We start from the raw sequence: 16,624 nt of genomic DNA, 5'->3' as shown, positions 1-16,624 counted from the left end.
CCGACAGCGCGAAGGTGCGGTGGACGGGTAGGGTCGCTGCGAGGTCACGCCCGCGAGGCGGGCCGACGTGGCAAAAGCCCAGGAGGACGACGTCTTTCGGGCATGAAGCAGCAGGAGGACAGTTGGTGGGCGAGTCGATGACCTGGTTCCAGGCATTGCTGCTCGGGCTCGTACAGGGACTCACCGAGTTCCTGCCGATCTCCTCCTCCGGACATCTGCGCATCGTCTCGGAGGTGTTCTTCGGCAGCGACGCGGGCGCGTCGTTCACCGCCGTCACCCAGCTCGGCACCGAAGCCGCGGTGCTGGTGTACTTCGCCAAGGACATCCAGCGCATCGTCGTCGCCTGGTTCACCACGCTGGCCATGCGCTGGCGGGAGCGCTCGCAGCAGTCGGTCGCCGTCGGTGACCGCGTCACCACGAAATTGCCGGTGATGGACCGCAGCGCCCGCGAGGCCCACGAACGCGACACCCAGCGCGAGCTCGACTACCGCATCGGCTGGTACGTGATCATCGCCACCATCCCGATCGGCGTGCTCGGCTTCCTGTTCAAGGACGAGATCCGCACCGGCGCGCGCAACCTGTGGCTGGTCTCGTTCATGCTGATCGCGTTCGCGCTGGTCATCGCCGCCGGCGAGCACTTCGGCAAGAAGGAGCGCTCGATCGAGCAGCTCACCACCCGCGACGGCCTGGTCATGGGTTTCGCCCAGTGCCTCGCCTTGGTTCCCGGCGTGTCCCGTTCCGGCGCGACCTCGACCGCGGGTCTGTTCCTGGGACTCGAGCGCGAAGCGGCGGTGCGGTTCTCGTTCCTGCTCGCCATCCCGGCGGTGACCGCGTCCGGCTTGTTCAGCCTGCCCGACGCCTTCGAACCGGCCGGTGAGGGCCTCAACGCCAGCGGTCCGCAGCTGCTGGTCGCGACGGTGCTGGCCTTCGCCGTCGGCTACGCCTCGGTCGCCTGGCTGCTGAAGTTCGTCAGCAAGCATTCGCTGTACTGGTTCGTGGGTTACCGCATCATCGTCGGCCTGGTCGTGATGGGTTTGCTCGCCGCCGGTGTCATCTCGGCGACCTGAGCGGACGGCAGGCGATGGTTAGGCTGGTCCCATGACGGTGATCCTGCTCCGGCACGGAGTGTCCACGTCCAACATCGGTCGCACCCTGGCCGGGCGTACCCCGGGCGTGGAGCTCACCGAACGCGGCGCCGAGCAGGCCGCGGCGGTCGCCGACCGGCTCGCGACGCTGCCGATCGAGCACATCGCCAGCTCGCCGCTGCTGCGCTGCCAGCGCACCGTCGCCCCGCTGGCCGAGAAACTCGGCCTCGAACCCGAGCACGACGAACGGCTCATCGAGGTCGACTACGGCGAGTGGACCGGCCGCCCGCTGGCCGAACTGCTCACCGAACCGCTGTGGAAGGTCGTGCAGGGGCACGCCTCCGGCGCGGTGTTCCCCGGTGGCGAGGGCCTGGCCCAGGTCCAGCAGCGCGCCGTCGCCGCCATCCGCGACATCGAGCGCAGGCTCGCCGGCGAGGCGGGCCGGGACGTGCTGTGGGTGGCGTGCGCGCACGGCGACATCATCAAGGCGATCCTGGCCGACGCGCTCGGCCTGCATCTGGACAGCTTCCAGCGGATCGCGGTGGAACCCGCCTCGATCAGCGTGGTCCGCTACGGGACCATGGGACCGTCGGTGTGGAAGTTCAACGACACCGGGGCCGACCTGTCGGCGCTCGCCGTCACCGCCGCACCGGTGCCGGGCGGGGAGGTGCCGACCGCGCCCGGCGCGGATAATGGGAATGCGGGACACCGCGATTCTCCTTAGAGGGAATGTTGTTCGTGAGTGTCGATCAGGGTCACGTATCAGGAGGTGCATGTGTCACGCGCAATCCATGTATTCCGCACCCCCGATCGTTTCGTCGCCGGGACCGTCGGTGAACCGGGCGATCGTTCGTTCTACCTGCAGGCTGTGCAGGAACCGCGCGTGGTCAGCGTGCTGCTGGAGAAGCAGCAGGTGAAGGTGCTCGCCGACCGGATGGGACTGCTGCTCGACGAGGTCGCGCGCCGCTTCGGCGCCGATGTGCCGCCCCAGGGCGACGACGTCCGCGACGTCGACCCGCTGGTGACGCCCATCGACACCGAATTCCGGGTCGGCACCATGGGTCTGGGCTGGGACGCCGACGCGGGCGCCGTGGTGGTGGAACTGCTGGCGATCACCGAGACCGAGGTCGACGAATCGGTGGTGCTCGACGACACCGACGAGGGACCCGACGCGGTGCGGGTGTTCCTGACCCCCATCCAGGCGCGCGAGTTCGCGTTGCGCTCGGCCCGGGTCATCGCCGCGGGCAGGCCGCCGTGCCCGCTGTGCGGGGAGCCGCTGTCCTCCCGGGGGCACATGTGTGTGCGCACCAACGGATACAAGCGCGGCGAGATCTTCGGCGCGGCCGAGCTCGACGAGGAGTGATCGCGTGCCGGTGCTCACCGAAGGCGAGCTGGACATCGTCGGCCGGGTCGGCGTGGCCAGCAATCTGACGCTGGTCTGCGAGATCGCCGCGCCCGAGCCCGACGGCGCCCCGTTGCGCGTGGTGTACAAGCCGGTGCGCGGGGAACGGCCGCTGTGGGACTTCCCCGACGGGACGCTCGCGGGCCGCGAGGTGGCCTCGTATCTGATCTCGGAGCAGCTGGGTTGGGGCGTCATCCCGGAGACGGTGCTGCGCGACGGTCCGTTCGGGCCGGGCATGGTGCAGCGCTGGGTGACCGCCGTCGACAACCACACCGACACCAGGCAGCGCCTCGACCTCGTCGATCTGGTGCGGCCGGGCACGGTACCCGACGGATTCTGCGAGGTCCTGCGCGCGCTCGACGGCGAGGGCAGGGAGGTCTCGCTCGTCCACGCCGACGATCCGCGCCTGCAGCGGATGGCGGTGCTTGATCTGCTGCTCAACAACGCCGACCGCAAAGGCGGGCACGCGCTCGAAGGCGTCGACGGGCACGTGTACGGCGTCGATCACGGCATCTGCCTGCACAGCGAACCCAAACTGCGCACGGTGCTGTGGGGATGGGCGGGCCGGCCGGTGCACGAGTCGCTGGTCACCGACATCACGACGTTCGCGGCGAATCTGCCCGGTGCCGTGGCCGATTCGCTGGCCCCCCACATCACCGACGCGGAGATCACCGCGCTGATCGAACGCACCAAGGGGCTGCTCGAACATCCGGTGATGCCGGTGCCGAACTCCTCGCGCCCGATTCCCTGGCCCGCGTTCTGATCCGCGGGTAGCTCCGTTCCGGTGCGCGCGCGCCCGGCCATGGGGTATTGTGACGCTGTTTCCGGGTCGGGGCCGGTGCTACTGTGCTGCAAGCACTTTCGTCATACCACGCGAGATCAGAGGATTTTCATGTCGACCCGATCCATCGTCACCACCACCGCTGCCGCGATGCTGCTCACCGGTGCGGCCGCCGCCGTCGCCGCGCCCGCCCAGGCGTTCCCCGCCGGTTGGTGGACCGAGAAGACCTTCGTGTGCACCGCCACCGACCGCAACACCGGCGCGCCGCTGCCCGACGTCACCGTGCAGGCCGCCGACCAGGTCGGCGCGGCGTACTACGCGCTGCCCCAGTTCGGCCAGAACGCCGACACCCTGAACGTGCAGTGCTACGAGCAGGCCTGATCATTCGATGAGCGCGGTGTCGCCGCTCCCGACGCGCGGCGACACCGCCCCCGTCACCGCCGGGTGTCCCGCTCGGCGTGCGCGTCGAGGAACTGCCTGATCGGCACGGTCTGCCCCAGGATCGCGTGGCCGACGCCGGGCAGGACCCGGACCTCGCCCCGCGTGAACGCGTCGCGGGCACGCTCGGCGGACCGCGCCGAATCGAAGAGCGCGTCGCGCTCGCCGAGGATCACCAGAACGGGGATCGTCACGGTGCGCAGACGCTCGTCGGCGAAGATCGGCAGCCGCCCGGAACGCGCCGTGAAATGGGCGAACGTCACCTCGACCTCGTCGAGAATCGGCCCCGCCGCCGCCTCGTCGAGCCCAAGCCCGGCACGCGCCATGTCCCGTACCGTGCCGCGTCCGACGAGTCGCCGCAGCAGGCCTTTCACCATCCACCCGTAACGATGCGGCCCCAGACCGCCCGGGCACAGCAGTGCCAGCGCCGTGACGCGCCCCGGCCTGCGCTGCACGTAGTCCAGGGCCGTCCAGCCGCCGAGCGACATCCCGGCCATCGCCACCGCCGGGAGCCCGAGGGCGTCGAGGACTTCGTCGAGCCAGCTCGCTGTCGCGTCACTGTCCAGCGGCAACCGGGTGGGCGCGCTGAAGCCGGGTTCGCCGAGCAGGTCGACCGCATACACCCGGTACCCGCGCGACCAGTCGGCGACGTCGCCGCGCCAGGCCGAGGCATTGGATCCCGACCCGTGCAGCAGGACCAGAGGGGGCGCGTCGACGGGGCCGGAGGCCACGACGAAGGTCTCACCCACCGACGTCGGTACCCGCAGTTCCTCGCGGGGGACGGGCCAGGCGTCGAGGTGGGCGCGGTAACGCTCCTCGACGGTTCGCCGGCCCTCGGGCGTCTTGTAGATGGTGGTCATGAGCTGAGGACTCCGTCCATGTAGTCGAGCAGGCGGGCCGTGTCGGCGAGGCCGCCGAGCACGATGACCTTCAGCCGCGAGCGTCCCGGGTCGTAGCCGGTTTCCACGCGCAGCGCCCGGCCGCCCGGTCCCCGGGTCGCCGCGGTGGCGGTGAGCAGGGTGGTGATGCGGTCGGCGGTGGTGCGGTCGACGGCGTCGATCTCGACGATGCAGGACACGTCGGCCTGGTCGATGGCGGCCGCGGGCGGCGGTGTGGCGAGCGGGAGTCCGGTGAACGCCTCTAGGTCGTCGTGGGCGATGCGGTACTGCTTGCCGATGCGCGCCGCGGGCAGTTTGCCGTCGCGCACATAGCTGCGCACGGTGCGCACATGCAGTCCGAGCAGGTCGGCGACCTGCTCCACCGAATAGAGGCGATCTGACATGAAACTACCCTAAACGCAGGTATGAATAGGGAGCAATAGGGATAGTTGAGTGATTGTGGTTTGTGACCATTGTCGCCGTCGGCCGAGCGTGGCAACCTGTTCGCCCAGGACGGCGGTCCGCCGCCGCGCTCGACCCGGCTCCAGGGCCGTGACCTGCGAATCCGGCTGAGTACAACCCTTGACCGAAGCCGCCGGACACGTTTGTGTGCAGGTAGCGGGCCGTTGCCACGACACCGCTGGCAACCCCCTGACCGGCCCGCGGGCCGAGCACTTCGGCAGGGGCTCTACCCTCGAATCATGCAGTCCTGGTCCGATATCGCCCTACCGACCGTCCCCGGAGCAGGGCCGCCGTTGCGGTTGTACGACACCGCCGATCGCCAGGTCCGCCCGGTCACCCCCGGCGCGACCGCGAAGATGTACGTCTGCGGCATCACTCCCTACGACGCCACCCACCTCGGCCACGCCGCCACCTACCTCACGTTCGACCTGATCAACCGGCTCTGGCGCGACGCGGGCCACGACGTGCACTACGTCCAGAACGTCACCGACGTCGACGACCCGCTGTTCGAACGCGCCGCCCGCGACGGCGTCGACTGGCGCGACCTCGGCAACTCCGAGATCGCGCTGTTCCGCGAGGACATGACCGCCCTCGGCGTGCTGCCACCGCGCGACTACATCGGCGCCATCGAGTCGGTCGACGAAGTCGTCGAACTGGTGCAGAAGCTGCTCACGGCAGGCGCCGCCTACATCGTCGACGACGCCGAGTACCCCGACATCTACTTCCGCACCGACGCCACCGAACAGTTCGGCTACGAGTCCGGCTACGACCGCGCCACCATGGAGACCCTGTTCGCCGAACGCGGCGGCGACCCCGACCGCCCCGGCAAACGCGACACCATCGATGCCCTGCTGTGGCGTTCGGCGCGTCCCGGTGAGCCGTCGTGGCAGGCGCCGTTCGGCGACGGCCGTCCCGGCTGGCACATCGAGTGTGCCGCGATCGCGCTCAACCGCATCGGCACCGAGTTCGACGTCCAGGGCGGCGGCTCGGACCTGATGTACCCGCACCACGAATACTCCGCCGCGCACGCCGAGGCGATCACCGGCTCCCGCCGCTTCGCCCGCCACTACGTGCACGCCGGGCTGATCGGGCTCGACGGCGAGAAGATGTCGAAGTCCAAGGGCAACCTGGTGCTGGTGTCGAAGTTGCGCCGCTCCGGCGTCGACCCGGCCGCGATCCGTCTCGGCCTGCTCGCCGGCCACTACCGGCAGGACCGGATGTGGACCGACGAGGTCCTCACCGAGGCACAGGCCAGGTTGGCCCGCTGGCGCGAAGCCGTGGCTCTGAGCACCGGCCCGGCGGCAACCGACACCGTCGCCCGGCTGCGTCAGCACCTCGCCGACGATCTGGACACCCCGAAGGCGCTCGACGCGATCGACAACTGGGCTACCCAGGCACTGACCTACGGCGGTACCGACACCGCGGCGCCCGGCCTGGTGCGGGACGCGGTCGACGCGCTGCTCGGCGTCGGCCTCTGACCGGTCGCGGGTGCGTCGACCCGCGACCCCCGCGGGCCGCCTCGGCGCCGATCGCCGGAACTGCCGGACAGGGGAGCGCCCGGAGTACTGTCGCGATCGAGTGAGGCGCGTGGCGCTGTCGCGTCGTGCGTTCGACCGGCGACAGGAGCGGCGATGCCAGACACCGACGACCCCGCCACCCCCACGGCAACCGCCGTGCTGCACGTCGGCGGGGTGCTGCGGGCCAGTTCCCACCTGGTCCTCACCCGAGCTCTCGCCCGCCGCCCCGGCGTGCTCGCGGTCGACACCAACCCGGCCGCGCAGACCGCCACGGTCACCTACGACCCGGCGCGCACCTCGGTCGCCGACCTGCGCGGCTGGGTCCGGGACTGCGGCTACCACTGCGCGGGCCGCGCGGTGCCGAACCACCTGTGCGACCCGCTGTCCGAACCGGCACCCACCGGTGACGGCGGGTCGGCGCGCCACGACTTCGACACGCCCGCCCACCCACAGGACGAAGCGCGCCCGGCCCCACCACGGTCCGACTCGACCGAGCGTGCTGCGACGAAACCCCCGCGCGGAGTGGCCGCGGAGCCACCCCCGGCGAGTCCTGCGGATCACCTGACGCGCGGGGATTCCGCACCGCCCGCGGCCGGGCACGCTGCCCCGACCGCCGCGCCCGTGTCCGCGCATGACGCACCCGCCGTGCACCCACACGACGACCACCCGGGCGCACGCGATGGTGCGCCCACCGGGCACGCCGGGGATGTGGCCGAGCACGATCCTGCGCACGGCGGCCACGCGCACGGCGGGCATGCGGCCATGTCGATGGACGACATGGCCCGTGACATGCGCAACCGGTTCCTCGTCGCCCTGGTCTTCTCCACGCTGGTGATGCTGTGGTCACCGATGGCCACCCACATGCTCGGCCTGCACCTGCCGGTCCCGTTCGGCCTGCGCGTGGACGTGTGGGCGCTGATCCTGAGCCTGCCGGTGATCTTCTACTCCTCGACGATCTTCTTCACCGGCGCGTGGCAGGCGCTGCAGGCGCGCACCCTCGACATGATGGTGCTGGTCTCGGTCGGGATCGGCACCGGCTGGCTGTATTCGCTGGGGGTGACGCTCACCGGCGGCGGCGAGGTCTTCTACGAGGCCGCCACCATGCTGGCGACCTTCGTGCTGCTCGGGCACTGGTTCGAGATGCGGGCGCGCGGCGGCGCCAACGACGCCGTCTCCACGCTGCTCGACCTGTCCCCGCCGAAAGCCGTCGTGGTCCGCGACGGCAATGAGGTCGAGATCCCCACGGCCGACGTCGCGGTCGGCGACGTACTGCTGGTGCGTCCCGGCGCGAAGATCGCCGTGGACGGCACGGTGGTCGAGGGCACCAGCGAGGTCGACGAGTCGATGGTCACCGGGGAGAGCCTGCCGGTACGCAAGGAACCCGGGTCCGCGGTGATCGGCGCGACCATCAACACCACCGGCAGTCTGCGGGTGCGGGCGACCAAGGTCGGTTCCGACACCGCGCTCGCGCAGATCGTCGACCTCGTGCAGCAGGCGCAGAATTCGAAGGCGCCGGGACAGCGGCTGGCCGACCGAGCCGCGTTCTGGCTGACCCTGGTCGCGCTCGTGGGCAGCGTCGCCACCCTGGTGGTGTGGCTGCTCGCGGGCGCCTCGCTGAGCCGGGCGTTGCTGTTCGCGATCACTGTGGTCGTGGTGACCTGTCCCGACGCGCTCGGCCTCGCGACGCCGACCGCGATCCTGGTCGGCACCGGACTCGGCGCCAAACGGGGTGTGCTGTTCAAAAATGCCACGGCGCTGGAGGATTCGGCCCGCATCGACGTGGTCGTGCTCGACAAGACCGGCACCCTCACCAAGGGCGCGCCGGAGGTCACCGAGGTGGTGACGGCGCCGGCGGCCGACACCGACCGCATCCTGGCGCTGGCCGCCGCCGTCGAACGCGAGTCCGAGCATCCGCTCGCCGCGGCGATCGTGGCCTACGCGAAAGAGCATGGCGCGCCGTCGCTTTCCGCGACAGACTTCCAGAACGTCCCTGGCCGGGGCGCGACGGCCAGCGTCGACGGCAGCCGCGTCCTCGTCGGAAATCGCGGGCTGCTCGATCAGGAACACGTCGAACTCGCTGAGCTGGCGCGCCGTCGCGACGAGCTGGCGGCCTCGGGTCACACCGCGGTCCTGGTCGCCGTCGACGGCGCCGCCGCCGCGGTGATCGCCCTGGCCGACGCGGCACGCCCCAGCTCGGCGGCCGCCGTCGCGGCCCTGCACGACCTCGGCGTGGACGTGGTGATGCTGACCGGCGACAACGAAGCCACCGCCCGGCGCATCGCCGATGACCTCGGCATCGACACCGTCATCGCCGAGGTGCTCCCCGGCGACAAGGCCGACCGCGTCGCCGAGCTCCAGCGGGCGGGCAGGAAGGTGGCGATGGTCGGCGACGGTGTGAACGACGCGCCCGCGCTGGCCCGCGCCGATCTCGGCATCGCCATCGGCGCGGGCACCGACGTCGCCATCCAGACCGCCGATGTGGTGCTCATGCGCTCGGATCCGTTCACGGTGTCGACCGCGCTGCGGATCGGGCGCGGCACCGTCGGTAAGGAACACCAGAACCTGGCCTGGGCGGTCGGCTACAACGGGCTGGCCCTGCCGATCGCGGCCGGGGTGTTCGCGCCGTGGGGCCTGACCATGCGCCCGGAGATCGCGGCCATGGCGATGTCGGGGTCGAGCCTGATCGTCGCGCTCAACGCCCTGCGGCTGAAACGGCTCCCGCTGCCCGATGCCCCCGATCAGCAACCGGCCGGGCACCGCCTCGGCGCGGCCGCGGTACGCTCGGGATCGACGGCCTAGTTCCCGTTCCCACCTGTGCCGCGAGACCCACCGGCGGATCGGCCCGGGCGGTCCCCGAGTCCGCCGGCTGGCGGCGAACCGGTTGCTGGAAGTGTGCGCCGCTTATACTGTGGGCCAAGCGCAGCTGACCCGCCGTCGATCGGAGAGCGTCACATGGGGTACCAGCGCATCGTGGTGGGGACCAACGGCTCGGAATCGGCGCGCACCGCCGTCGCGGTGGCCGGCGAGCTGGCGCTGCGCCTCGAACTGGGTGTCACGGTGGTCAGCGTGTGGAAGGAAGCCACGCTCAAGGCGGGTACCGATGCCGCGTCGGCCGAGGCGGTCACCGCGAGCGCCGCCGAGGTCCTGCTCGAGGCCGGCGTTCCCGAGGTGGTGCGCATCGAGATCCCCGGCACCGCGGGCACCGTGCTGCTCGAGGAGGCCGCGCGCGAGCCCGACACGCTGCTGGTCATCGGCGGCGGCGGACTGGGCAGTTCGAAGGCCCGGCTGCTCGGCTCCACCGCCAATCATGTGTCGCACCACAGCGAATCCGATGTCGTGTTCACCCACAAGATCCCGAAGCGCTGGACCACCGTCGGGCTGACCACCGACGGCTCGGCCAGCTCGATCATCGCGGTGCGCCGCGGCTACGACGTCGCGGTCGCGCTGGGCGCCCGCCCGTTCCTGGTGACCTCCGCCAAGACCGACGACGACGGCGCCGACACCCTGCGCGAGGTCGAGGGCGCCGCCGGGGTCGACGATCCGGCGCTGTTCGGCCGCGACGTGCTCACCGGCGTCCCCGCCGCGGAGGCGATCTGCAACGCGGCCTGGAAGTACGACCTCGTCGTCATCGGCAATCGCGGAATGAGCGGTCCCGCACGGCTGCTCGGTTCGGTGGCCAACAAGGTGACCCACGATATCGACACCAATCTCCTGCTGGTCAACACGACGCACGGCGCGGTGGAACCCTGAGCGCGTATTGCGGGTTTGCTCCGGTTTAGCGGGTAACCGGCAAAGCCGCCCGAAACCTACGGGTCGGTCACTTATGATGTGCGGACGCGCGCGGTTCGGAACACGACGGAGTGGACGCCGGATGAATGCTGGGATCGAGGCGGCGGGCTTCTTCGGCCTGCTCGACTGGGAGAAGACGACCGGCCTGAGCAAGTTCTGGGTCGACATGATCAGCATTCCGATCTTCAGCGCGATGGCCGGTCTGATCACCAACTGGACCGGCGTGATCATGCTGTTCGCGCCCGTGCGTTTCACCGGCTTCTACGTGCCCGGCCTCAAGACGATCTTCCCGCTGCTGCCGCGCAAGGTGCAGATCCTGCCCACTTTCGCGCCCGGCGGCATCCTCGGCTTCCAAGGCTTCATTCCGGCACGCGCGGAGAAGATGGCCAGCCTGATGGTCGACAACGCGGTCGCCAAGATCGGCACCGCCAAGGACTTCTTCGACCAGATGGATCCGCGCAAGATCTCCGCGCAGGTCGCCCACGTCGCCCTGCCCAATGTGCGGTCGATGGTGGACTCGATCATGATCACCGAACATCCGCAGCTGTGGGCCGACATGCCGCCGCGCGCACGGGAAGTCGTGTACACGCGGGTCGAATCGGAGCTGCCTGCCATCACCGACCGCGCCTTCGACTTCATCGGCGCCAACATCGACCAGCTGCTGGATGTGAAGCTGATGGTCGTGGGGTATCTGCGGCGCCGCCCCGAACTGCTCAAGGACGTCATCTACGGGCTCGGCGCGCCGGAACTGCGGTTCATGACCCGCAGCGGGGTCCTCGGTTTCCCGTTCGGGGTGATCGTGGCGCTGTGGTTGTCGCTGCTGCACTACAGCACCCCGCACGGGGACACCCCCGCCATGATCTCGCTGCCCGGCTGGCTCTACGACATCCTGCATTTCCTGCCCGCGTGGTTGTGGGTACTGCTCGGCGGCGCGGTCGTCGGCGTGCTGGTCAACATCATCGCGATCAAGGTGGTCTTCGAGCCCGCGTCCCCGCAGCCGCGCTACAAATACCCGTGGCGGGTCGCGAAATTCGCCAAGCGCCAGCACCAGGCGGCCGCCGATCTCGGCCACGCCATCGGCTATCAGATCGTCACCCTCGACGTCGTCACCGAACAACTGCTCGACGGCCCGAGCGGGGACAAGACCCGCGCGGTCATCGCCCACTTCCTCAAGGTGGAGATCGACCGGGTGCTCGGACCGTTGCGCTCGGTGACCCGGCTCGCGGTGGGCCCGGCCCAGTTCGACGCCATCCAGGCCACCGCGGGCGCGAGTCTGGCCACGGAGATGAAGCCGTGGCTGGTCGAGGACGTCGAGTTCTCCCAGACCACCGCCGCCAGTGTCGACCGGCTCGCCACCGAGAAGCTGCGCGAACTGCCGCCCGACGAATTCGTCGAGATGCTGTACACCGCCATCGAACAGGACGCCTGGCTGCTCTATCTGCACGGCGGGGTCCTGGGTGTGCTCGTCGGCGCCCTGCACCTGCTGGTCTTCGGAGCGTGAGCATGAACGAACGCGACAACCTGCCCGCGCCGGAGCCCGAGCCCGGAATCCCCACCGACCTGGTGGGATTGGCGCGCATCGCCGGGCTCTCGCTGCGCCACATCGTCGGCGCCGTCACCCGGGGCGCCCTGCACACCGCGACCGATCTGGCCGACGACATCCGCGCGGGCGAACCGATCTCCCAGATCATCGACGAACGGGTCGAGTCGCTGCGCAAGATCGCCCTCGCCGCGCTCGGCCTGACGAGCACCGCCACGGGCGTCTACGGGTCCGGCGAGAACTCCGTGGGCGCCGAGGATCTCAAGGCGATGGGCGACGCGATGATCACCGAGGGCTGGGACTCGGCCCAGCAGCCACGCGACCTGCATCCCTCGTTCGTGCCGATCCTGCACGACCTGACCCCCGACGAGGCCCGCATCCTGCGCTTCCTGGCCGTCGCCGGTCCGCAACCGGCCATCGACATCCGCACCAAGACACCGTTCGGGATCGGGTCGCAACGCCTGGCCGACGGCATCAACATGATCGCCTACATGGCCGGATGCGCACTGCCCGAACGCGATCACCACTACCTCGGCAATCTCAGCAGGCTGGGGCTGGTGCGCTTCTCCACCGAACCGGTCGCCGATTTCCGTCGCTACGCCTTCCTCGAGGCACAGCCCAGCGCGCAGGCCGCCTACAAGGCGGTGAAGATGCGCGCCATCAGTTCCTACCGCAGCATCTACCTGTCGGTGTTCGGAAAGCAGTTCTGCGACGCGTGTTTCGTGCTCGGCGACTACGCCGGGGGCGGCTGGGCCAGTGACGATCGCGGCGACGTCTACCTGGGCAAGGGCCCCCGACTGCCGTGAGCGTCAGTCCTTGCCGCGCAGTGCGGCGAGTACGCCGTCGAACATCACCGACTTGATCGCGGTCATCGTGGGCTGGTCCTTGCCGCCGTGCGGTGCGACCATGGCGAGCGCGGCGTCGAGGACCTCGGCCTCGCCGACGGCGGCGTCGACCAGCTCGTAGGCCGCCGCGTCGGTGCCGCCGAAGCGGCGCCCGGTGGTCATGGCCGCGATCGCGGTGCGCGGCGGCACCTTGGCCTGGATGAGCGCCGCCATCCCGTTGGTGAACGGAATGCGGATATCGGCCTCGGGGAAGCAGAAGAACCCGCGATCGGCCCGCATCACCCGGTAGTCGTGGGCGATCGCCAGCATCGCGCCCGCCCCGAAGGCGTGCCCGCCGATCGCGGCGGCGGTCGGCATGGGCAGGGTGAGCATGCGGCCGAAGAGCCGGTGCACCGATTCGACGTACTCGGCGGCCCGATCACCGTTGGCCGACAACCAGTCCAGGTCCAGACCGTTGGAGTAGATCTTGCCGGTCGCGGTCGTCACCAGGGCGGCGGCGCCCTCGGCGACGGCGGTGTCGAGGTGGGCGTGCACCTCGGCGATGAAGTCGGGGGAGAAGCGGTTCTCGCCGTCGCCGAAGTCGAGGATCGCGATCGCGTCGTGGTGGCGCAGGGTGGGCATGACGGGTTTCCTTTCGGGGGCCGAGGTCTCAGCGGGGGCCGAGTTCGAGGACGGCACGGACGGCGGCCCGCAGCTGCGCGCGGGCCAGGGGGTCGGTGAGCCGGTCGCGGCGCAGCAGCACCGCGGTCGGCAGGTCGACCAGGCAGGTGGTGACGGTGGCGACGCCGCGCCGGTCCGCGCGGCCCCACAGGGCGCGCGAGAGCCGGGTCAGCACGGTCAGCAGCGCCTTCTCCGTGGCGGCGATGTCGTCGGCGAGCTCGGTCGGCAGGTCGCCGGCGAGGAGTTCCGCGCGGTCGACGAGCAGCAGCAGCCGCGCGGAGTCGGGGTGCGTGTCGGCCAGGCGGCCGGGCGTCTCGGCGGCGTCGACCACCGCGGCGATGCGGGCGGACCGATCGGCGGCGGCCACGGCGCGTTCGACGTCGACGGCCTGCAGCGCGAGGAACCGGCGCGCGGCGCGTAACCAGGTGCGCGCCAGCACTTCCTGACGCGACCCGAAACTGTGGTAGAGCGCGCCGTTGGACACCCCGGTCGCGGCGGCGACGGCGCGCACGGTCACGGCGGCCGGACCCGACCGCGCGGCGAGGCGCTCGGCGGCGTCGAGGACGGTCTCCGGGTCGTGGGTGCGGGGTCTCGGCATGAACAATAGTTTACAGAGCGTCTGCTCTGTTATTCCATTCGGGAGGTCATGTCAGCAGGTAGGGCGCCGATTATGTTCCGTCCCTTGGGATTTCGATCTCACCGCCACGGATTCGGGCACACGATAGTCTTCGTTGTGCTCGCGCGAGCCCTCGTTGTGATCGGGTACTGTTCGCATTCTTCGGTCCTGTCCGCACGAACAGATCGGCATCGCGATGTCCCGAGTGGTCACCAAGGAGCAGTACTACGACGCCGCCGTCACGGTGCTCGCCGAGTTCGGCTTCAAAGGTCTCAACATCGGGGTGCTGTGCCGCCGCCTCGGAGTCACCAGCGGCTCGTTCTACCACCACTTCGGTTCCTGGCAGGGGTTCGTCGACACCCTGCTCGAACACTGGGAGAACCGGCAGATGCTCGAGCTGCGCGCCCTCGACGTCGGCCACGGCGATCCCGACGCCGACGTGCGCGCCATGTCGGCGCTGGCCAGCGGCCTCGAACACGGCGCCGAAGCGGCCCTGCGCGCCTGGGCGGCCAACGACGAATCGGTCCACGTGACGGTCAAACGGGTCGACGAGTCCCGCCGCCGGACCGTGCACCGCGTCATCGACGGCGTCGTCGGCGACGCCGACACCTCCAGCGTCGTCACCGAGTTCGGGATGGCCATGCTGATCGGCTACCAGCAGCTCGCGGCCACCGGCGAACCGACCGAACTGGACCGGCTGCTCGCCGAATACGCGCGGCTGATCTACTCACACCGCCGTCAGCCGAGCAACTCGTCCACGTAGCACCAGCGCCACACCTCACCCGGTTCCACACTGCGCATCACCGGATGCGCCGTCGCCGCGAAGTGACCGCTCGCGTGATTGCCCAGCGAGGACTCACAGCAGGCGATGTTCCCGCACGCGACACACATCCGCAGATGCACCCACGTCAGGCCCTCCTCGACACACGCGCGGCATTCGAGCGCGCCGGCCGGATCCCGCAGCAGCGGAGCGTGTTCGAGATGGACGCAGCCGTCGGCCGCGGCCGCGCCCGCCAGGGGTTCGATCCGCGGTTCGTCGTCGCGCTCGTCGAAACGATCGATCATCGACTCCTCGAGATCGAGCCGGGCCAGCACGTGCTGGAGCACCTCGTAGTCGACCGAGCCCGCGTCGCGCACCCGCAGGACGGCGTCGCGTTCGGCGCCGAGCATGGCCAGCCGCAGCCGCCGGTACTCCGCGGTCGGGGTCAGCTGTTCGGCCTCCGGGCGTCCCAGCCGTTCCCAGGCGGCATTGGTGCGCCAGACGAGGCGCTGCCGCAGCGACTCGATCACCGGCTCCGGAGTGTCGGGGCGGACGCGCTTGTCCAGCTCGGCCAGGCCGGCGGCCGTGGCCTGTTGCAGCAGATCGGCTTTCGCGAGCGCGTCCTCGGCACGACTGGGCCCCCGCAACCGCAGCAACCGCACCAGCCACGGCAGGGACGTGCCCTGCACCAGCAGCGTGCCACCGACCACCACCAGCGCCAGCAGTTCCAGCACCGGCAGGTGCGGGGTCGAGGCGGGCAGCAACAACACTGCGGCCAGCGTCACCACCCCGCGCATCCCCGCCCACGACACCACCGCGGCATGACTCCACGGTTCGCTGCCGCGCCCGAACAGCCGGGCCACCAGGACCGGGGTGAACACCCAGATCGGGCGCGCGAGCATCACCGCGACCAGTACCGCCGCCGCCGTCACCAGCAGCGTGGTGTGGTCGAGGCCGCTGTGCCAGGCGCCGTCGACGATCCAGCGCACCTGCAGTCCGATGATCAGGAACACCGTGCTCTCGAGGATGAACTGGATGGTGCGCCAGTTCGTCGTCTCGGCGACCCGGGAGGCCGCACCCTGCCAGCGTTGCGCGCCGTGGCCCAGGATCATCCCGCACACCACCACCGCGATCACCCCGGACGCGTGGAAGTGCTCGGCGGGCAGATACGCCACGAACGGGGCGAGCAGCGACGCCGAGGTGTCGAGCACCGGATCGCTGATCCGTTTGCGCACGAGCACCAGCGCGGCCGCCACAGCCGCCCCGATCACCGCGCCGCCGACAGCGGCGAGCAGGAAGTCGCCCCCGATCTGCACCACCGTCACCGCACCGGCCATCGCCGCGATCGCGCTGCGCAGCGACACCAGCGCGGTCGCGTCGTTGAACAGCGACTCGTCCTCGAGCACCGTGACGATGCTGCGCGGCATCCCGGTGCGCCGCGCGATCGCCGTGGCCGCCACCGCGTCCGGCGGCGCGACCACCGCGCCCAGCGCCACCGCCGCCGCGAACGGGATCGGCAGCAACCACCACACCACCAGCGCCACCGCGAAGGTCGTGAACAGCACCAACCCCACCGACAGGGAGGCGATCGTGCGCAGATTGTCCTTGAAGTCGACCAGCGACGTGCGCAGCGCGGCGGTGTAGAGCAGCGGCGGCAGCAGCCCCAGCAACACCACCTCGGGCTCGAGGTGCACCTGCGGCACCATCGGCAGATACGACGCCGCCACCCCCGCCAGGGTCAGCACCAGCGGTTCCGACACCCCGAATCGCCGGGCCAGCGCCGCCAGCGCGGTCGCCGAACCGATCAGGACCACCAAGCCGATCGCCACATGCACGACCAGCATTCTTCCA

Annotated in this window: 16 protein-coding genes; 11 read left to right on the top strand and 5 right to left on the bottom strand. The window is 70.4% G+C overall.

Translation table 11 applies throughout. The features are described from left to right. The first annotated feature begins 137 nt into the window (after positions 1-137). The 5 genes from AB0H56_RS16365 to AB0H56_RS16345 all read left to right on the top strand — a co-directional run bounded on the left by AB0H56_RS16365 (position 138) and on the right by AB0H56_RS16345 (position 3,649). On the top strand, positions 138-1,067 hold the full coding sequence (locus tag AB0H56_RS16365; RefSeq protein ID WP_357163799.1) for an undecaprenyl-diphosphate phosphatase: 930 nt from the start codon (positions 138-140) through the stop codon (positions 1,065-1,067). A gap of 31 nt (positions 1,068-1,098) precedes the next feature. After that, positions 1,099-1,809 (top strand): histidine phosphatase family protein, encoded by a 711-nt coding sequence (locus tag AB0H56_RS16360; RefSeq protein WP_357163241.1) that lies wholly within the window; start codon positions 1,099-1,101, stop codon positions 1,807-1,809. A 51-nt stretch (positions 1,810-1,860) separates the two neighbouring features. Next, positions 1,861-2,448: a DUF3090 domain-containing protein gene (locus AB0H56_RS16355; protein WP_110040094.1), complete on the top strand. Its 588-nt coding sequence runs from the start codon at positions 1,861-1,863 to the stop codon at positions 2,446-2,448. A gap of 4 nt (positions 2,449-2,452) precedes the next feature. Next, entirely contained in the window at positions 2,453-3,250 is a 798-nt protein-coding gene (locus AB0H56_RS16350) for an SCO1664 family protein (protein ID WP_357163237.1), read from the top strand. 129 nt (positions 3,251-3,379) lie between these two features. Next, a complete protein-coding gene (locus AB0H56_RS16345) occupies positions 3,380-3,649 on the top strand; it encodes a hypothetical protein (protein WP_357163234.1) in 270 nt (89 codons plus the stop codon). 53 nt (positions 3,650-3,702) lie between these two features. On the opposite strand, the gene AB0H56_RS16340 is transcribed toward AB0H56_RS16345, so the two are convergent. Continuing rightward, the gene (locus AB0H56_RS16340) at positions 3,703-4,566 is read right to left on the bottom strand and encodes an alpha/beta fold hydrolase (protein ID WP_357163231.1); all 864 of its coding nucleotides are present in this window, start codon (positions 4,564-4,566) and stop codon (positions 3,703-3,705) included. After that, positions 4,563-4,988: a helix-turn-helix domain-containing protein gene (locus tag AB0H56_RS16335; RefSeq protein WP_357163228.1), complete on the bottom strand. Its 426-nt coding sequence runs from the start codon at positions 4,986-4,988 to the stop codon at positions 4,563-4,565. Before AB0H56_RS16335 ends, AB0H56_RS16340 begins: the two co-directional genes overlap by 4 nt. Positions 4,989-5,285: 297 nt before the next feature. Here AB0H56_RS16335 and mshC point away from each other — a divergent pair, with 297 nt between their 5' ends. The 5 genes from mshC to AB0H56_RS16310 all read left to right on the top strand — a co-directional run bounded on the left by mshC (position 5,286) and on the right by AB0H56_RS16310 (position 12,698). Next, positions 5,286-6,524 carry a cysteine--1-D-myo-inosityl 2-amino-2-deoxy-alpha-D-glucopyranoside ligase gene (gene mshC, locus AB0H56_RS16330; RefSeq protein ID WP_357163225.1) on the top strand — a complete coding sequence of 413 codons (1,239 nt, stop codon included), beginning with the start codon at positions 5,286-5,288 and terminating at the stop codon, positions 6,522-6,524. Positions 6,525-6,677: 153 nt separating this feature from the next. Next, positions 6,678-9,362 (top strand): heavy metal translocating P-type ATPase, encoded by a 2,685-nt coding sequence (locus AB0H56_RS16325; RefSeq protein ID WP_357163222.1) that lies wholly within the window; start codon positions 6,678-6,680, stop codon positions 9,360-9,362. A 153-nt stretch (positions 9,363-9,515) separates the two neighbouring features. Next, entirely contained in the window at positions 9,516-10,313 is a 798-nt protein-coding gene (locus tag AB0H56_RS16320) for a universal stress protein (RefSeq protein WP_357163219.1), read from the top strand. A gap of 121 nt (positions 10,314-10,434) precedes the next feature. Continuing rightward, a complete protein-coding gene (locus tag AB0H56_RS16315; RefSeq protein WP_232998892.1) occupies positions 10,435-11,853 on the top strand; it encodes a hypothetical protein in 1,419 nt (472 codons plus the stop codon). Between the two features lie 2 nt (positions 11,854-11,855). Continuing rightward, positions 11,856-12,698: an Abi-alpha family protein gene (locus tag AB0H56_RS16310; protein ID WP_357163216.1), complete on the top strand. Its 843-nt coding sequence runs from the start codon at positions 11,856-11,858 to the stop codon at positions 12,696-12,698. A 3-nt stretch (positions 12,699-12,701) separates the two neighbouring features. Here the strand turns inward: AB0H56_RS16310 and AB0H56_RS16305 are convergent, their stop codons facing one another. Both AB0H56_RS16305 and AB0H56_RS16300 read right to left on the bottom strand, forming a co-directional pair. Beyond that, complete coding sequence (locus AB0H56_RS16305) at positions 12,702-13,358, bottom strand: enoyl-CoA hydratase-related protein (RefSeq protein ID WP_357163213.1); 657 nt, start codon at positions 13,356-13,358, stop codon at positions 12,702-12,704. Positions 13,359-13,386: 28 nt separating this feature from the next. Then, complete coding sequence (locus tag AB0H56_RS16300) at positions 13,387-13,995, bottom strand: TetR family transcriptional regulator (protein WP_357163210.1); 609 nt, start codon at positions 13,993-13,995, stop codon at positions 13,387-13,389. Between the two features lie 214 nt (positions 13,996-14,209). Here AB0H56_RS16300 and AB0H56_RS16295 point away from each other — a divergent pair, with 214 nt between their 5' ends. Further along, positions 14,210-14,776, top strand: coding sequence for a TetR/AcrR family transcriptional regulator (locus AB0H56_RS16295; protein WP_232998889.1), 567 nt, complete (start codon positions 14,210-14,212; stop codon positions 14,774-14,776). Here AB0H56_RS16295 and AB0H56_RS16290 read toward each other — a convergent pair. Further along, positions 14,752-16,617: a Na+/H+ antiporter gene (locus tag AB0H56_RS16290; RefSeq protein WP_357163207.1), complete on the bottom strand. Its 1,866-nt coding sequence runs from the start codon at positions 16,615-16,617 to the stop codon at positions 14,752-14,754. The two genes, AB0H56_RS16295 and AB0H56_RS16290, sit on opposite strands and share 25 nt — an antisense overlap. Between the last annotated feature and the right edge of the window lie 7 nt (positions 16,618-16,624).

Origin of the sequence: Nocardia sp. NPDC050717, from assembly GCF_040654275.1 — a bacterium.
Lineage (GTDB): Bacteria > Actinomycetota > Actinomycetes > Mycobacteriales > Mycobacteriaceae > Nocardia.
Note: the sequence above shows the minus strand (reverse complement) of the source record. Positions and strands in the feature narration are given on the sequence as shown.

Coding starts and splice junctions, on each gene's coding strand:
- AB0H56_RS16365 (WP_357163799.1), top strand. CDS start 138: ATGACCTGGTTCCAGGCATTGCTGCTCGGGCTCGTACAGGGACTCACC.
- AB0H56_RS16360 (WP_357163241.1), top strand. CDS start 1,099: ATGACGGTGATCCTGCTCCGGCACGGAGTGTCCACGTCCAACATCGGT.
- AB0H56_RS16345 (WP_357163234.1), top strand. CDS start 3,380: ATGTCGACCCGATCCATCGTCACCACCACCGCTGCCGCGATGCTGCTC.
- AB0H56_RS16340 (WP_357163231.1), bottom strand. CDS start 4,566: ATGACCACCATCTACAAGACGCCCGAGGGCCGGCGAACCGTCGAGGAG.
- AB0H56_RS16335 (WP_357163228.1), bottom strand. CDS start 4,988: ATGTCAGATCGCCTCTATTCGGTGGAGCAGGTCGCCGACCTGCTCGGA.
- mshC (WP_357163225.1), top strand. CDS start 5,286: ATGCAGTCCTGGTCCGATATCGCCCTACCGACCGTCCCCGGAGCAGGG.
- AB0H56_RS16325 (WP_357163222.1), top strand. CDS start 6,678: ATGCCAGACACCGACGACCCCGCCACCCCCACGGCAACCGCCGTGCTG.
- AB0H56_RS16320 (WP_357163219.1), top strand. CDS start 9,516: ATGGGGTACCAGCGCATCGTGGTGGGGACCAACGGCTCGGAATCGGCG.
- AB0H56_RS16315 (WP_232998892.1), top strand. CDS start 10,435: ATGAATGCTGGGATCGAGGCGGCGGGCTTCTTCGGCCTGCTCGACTGG.
- AB0H56_RS16310 (WP_357163216.1), top strand. CDS start 11,856: ATGAACGAACGCGACAACCTGCCCGCGCCGGAGCCCGAGCCCGGAATC.
- AB0H56_RS16305 (WP_357163213.1), bottom strand. CDS start 13,358: ATGCCCACCCTGCGCCACCACGACGCGATCGCGATCCTCGACTTCGGC.
- AB0H56_RS16300 (WP_357163210.1), bottom strand. CDS start 13,995: ATGCCGAGACCCCGCACCCACGACCCGGAGACCGTCCTCGACGCCGCC.
- AB0H56_RS16295 (WP_232998889.1), top strand. CDS start 14,210: ATGTCCCGAGTGGTCACCAAGGAGCAGTACTACGACGCCGCCGTCACG.
- AB0H56_RS16290 (WP_357163207.1), bottom strand. CDS start 16,617: ATGCTGGTCGTGCATGTGGCGATCGGCTTGGTGGTCCTGATCGGTTCG.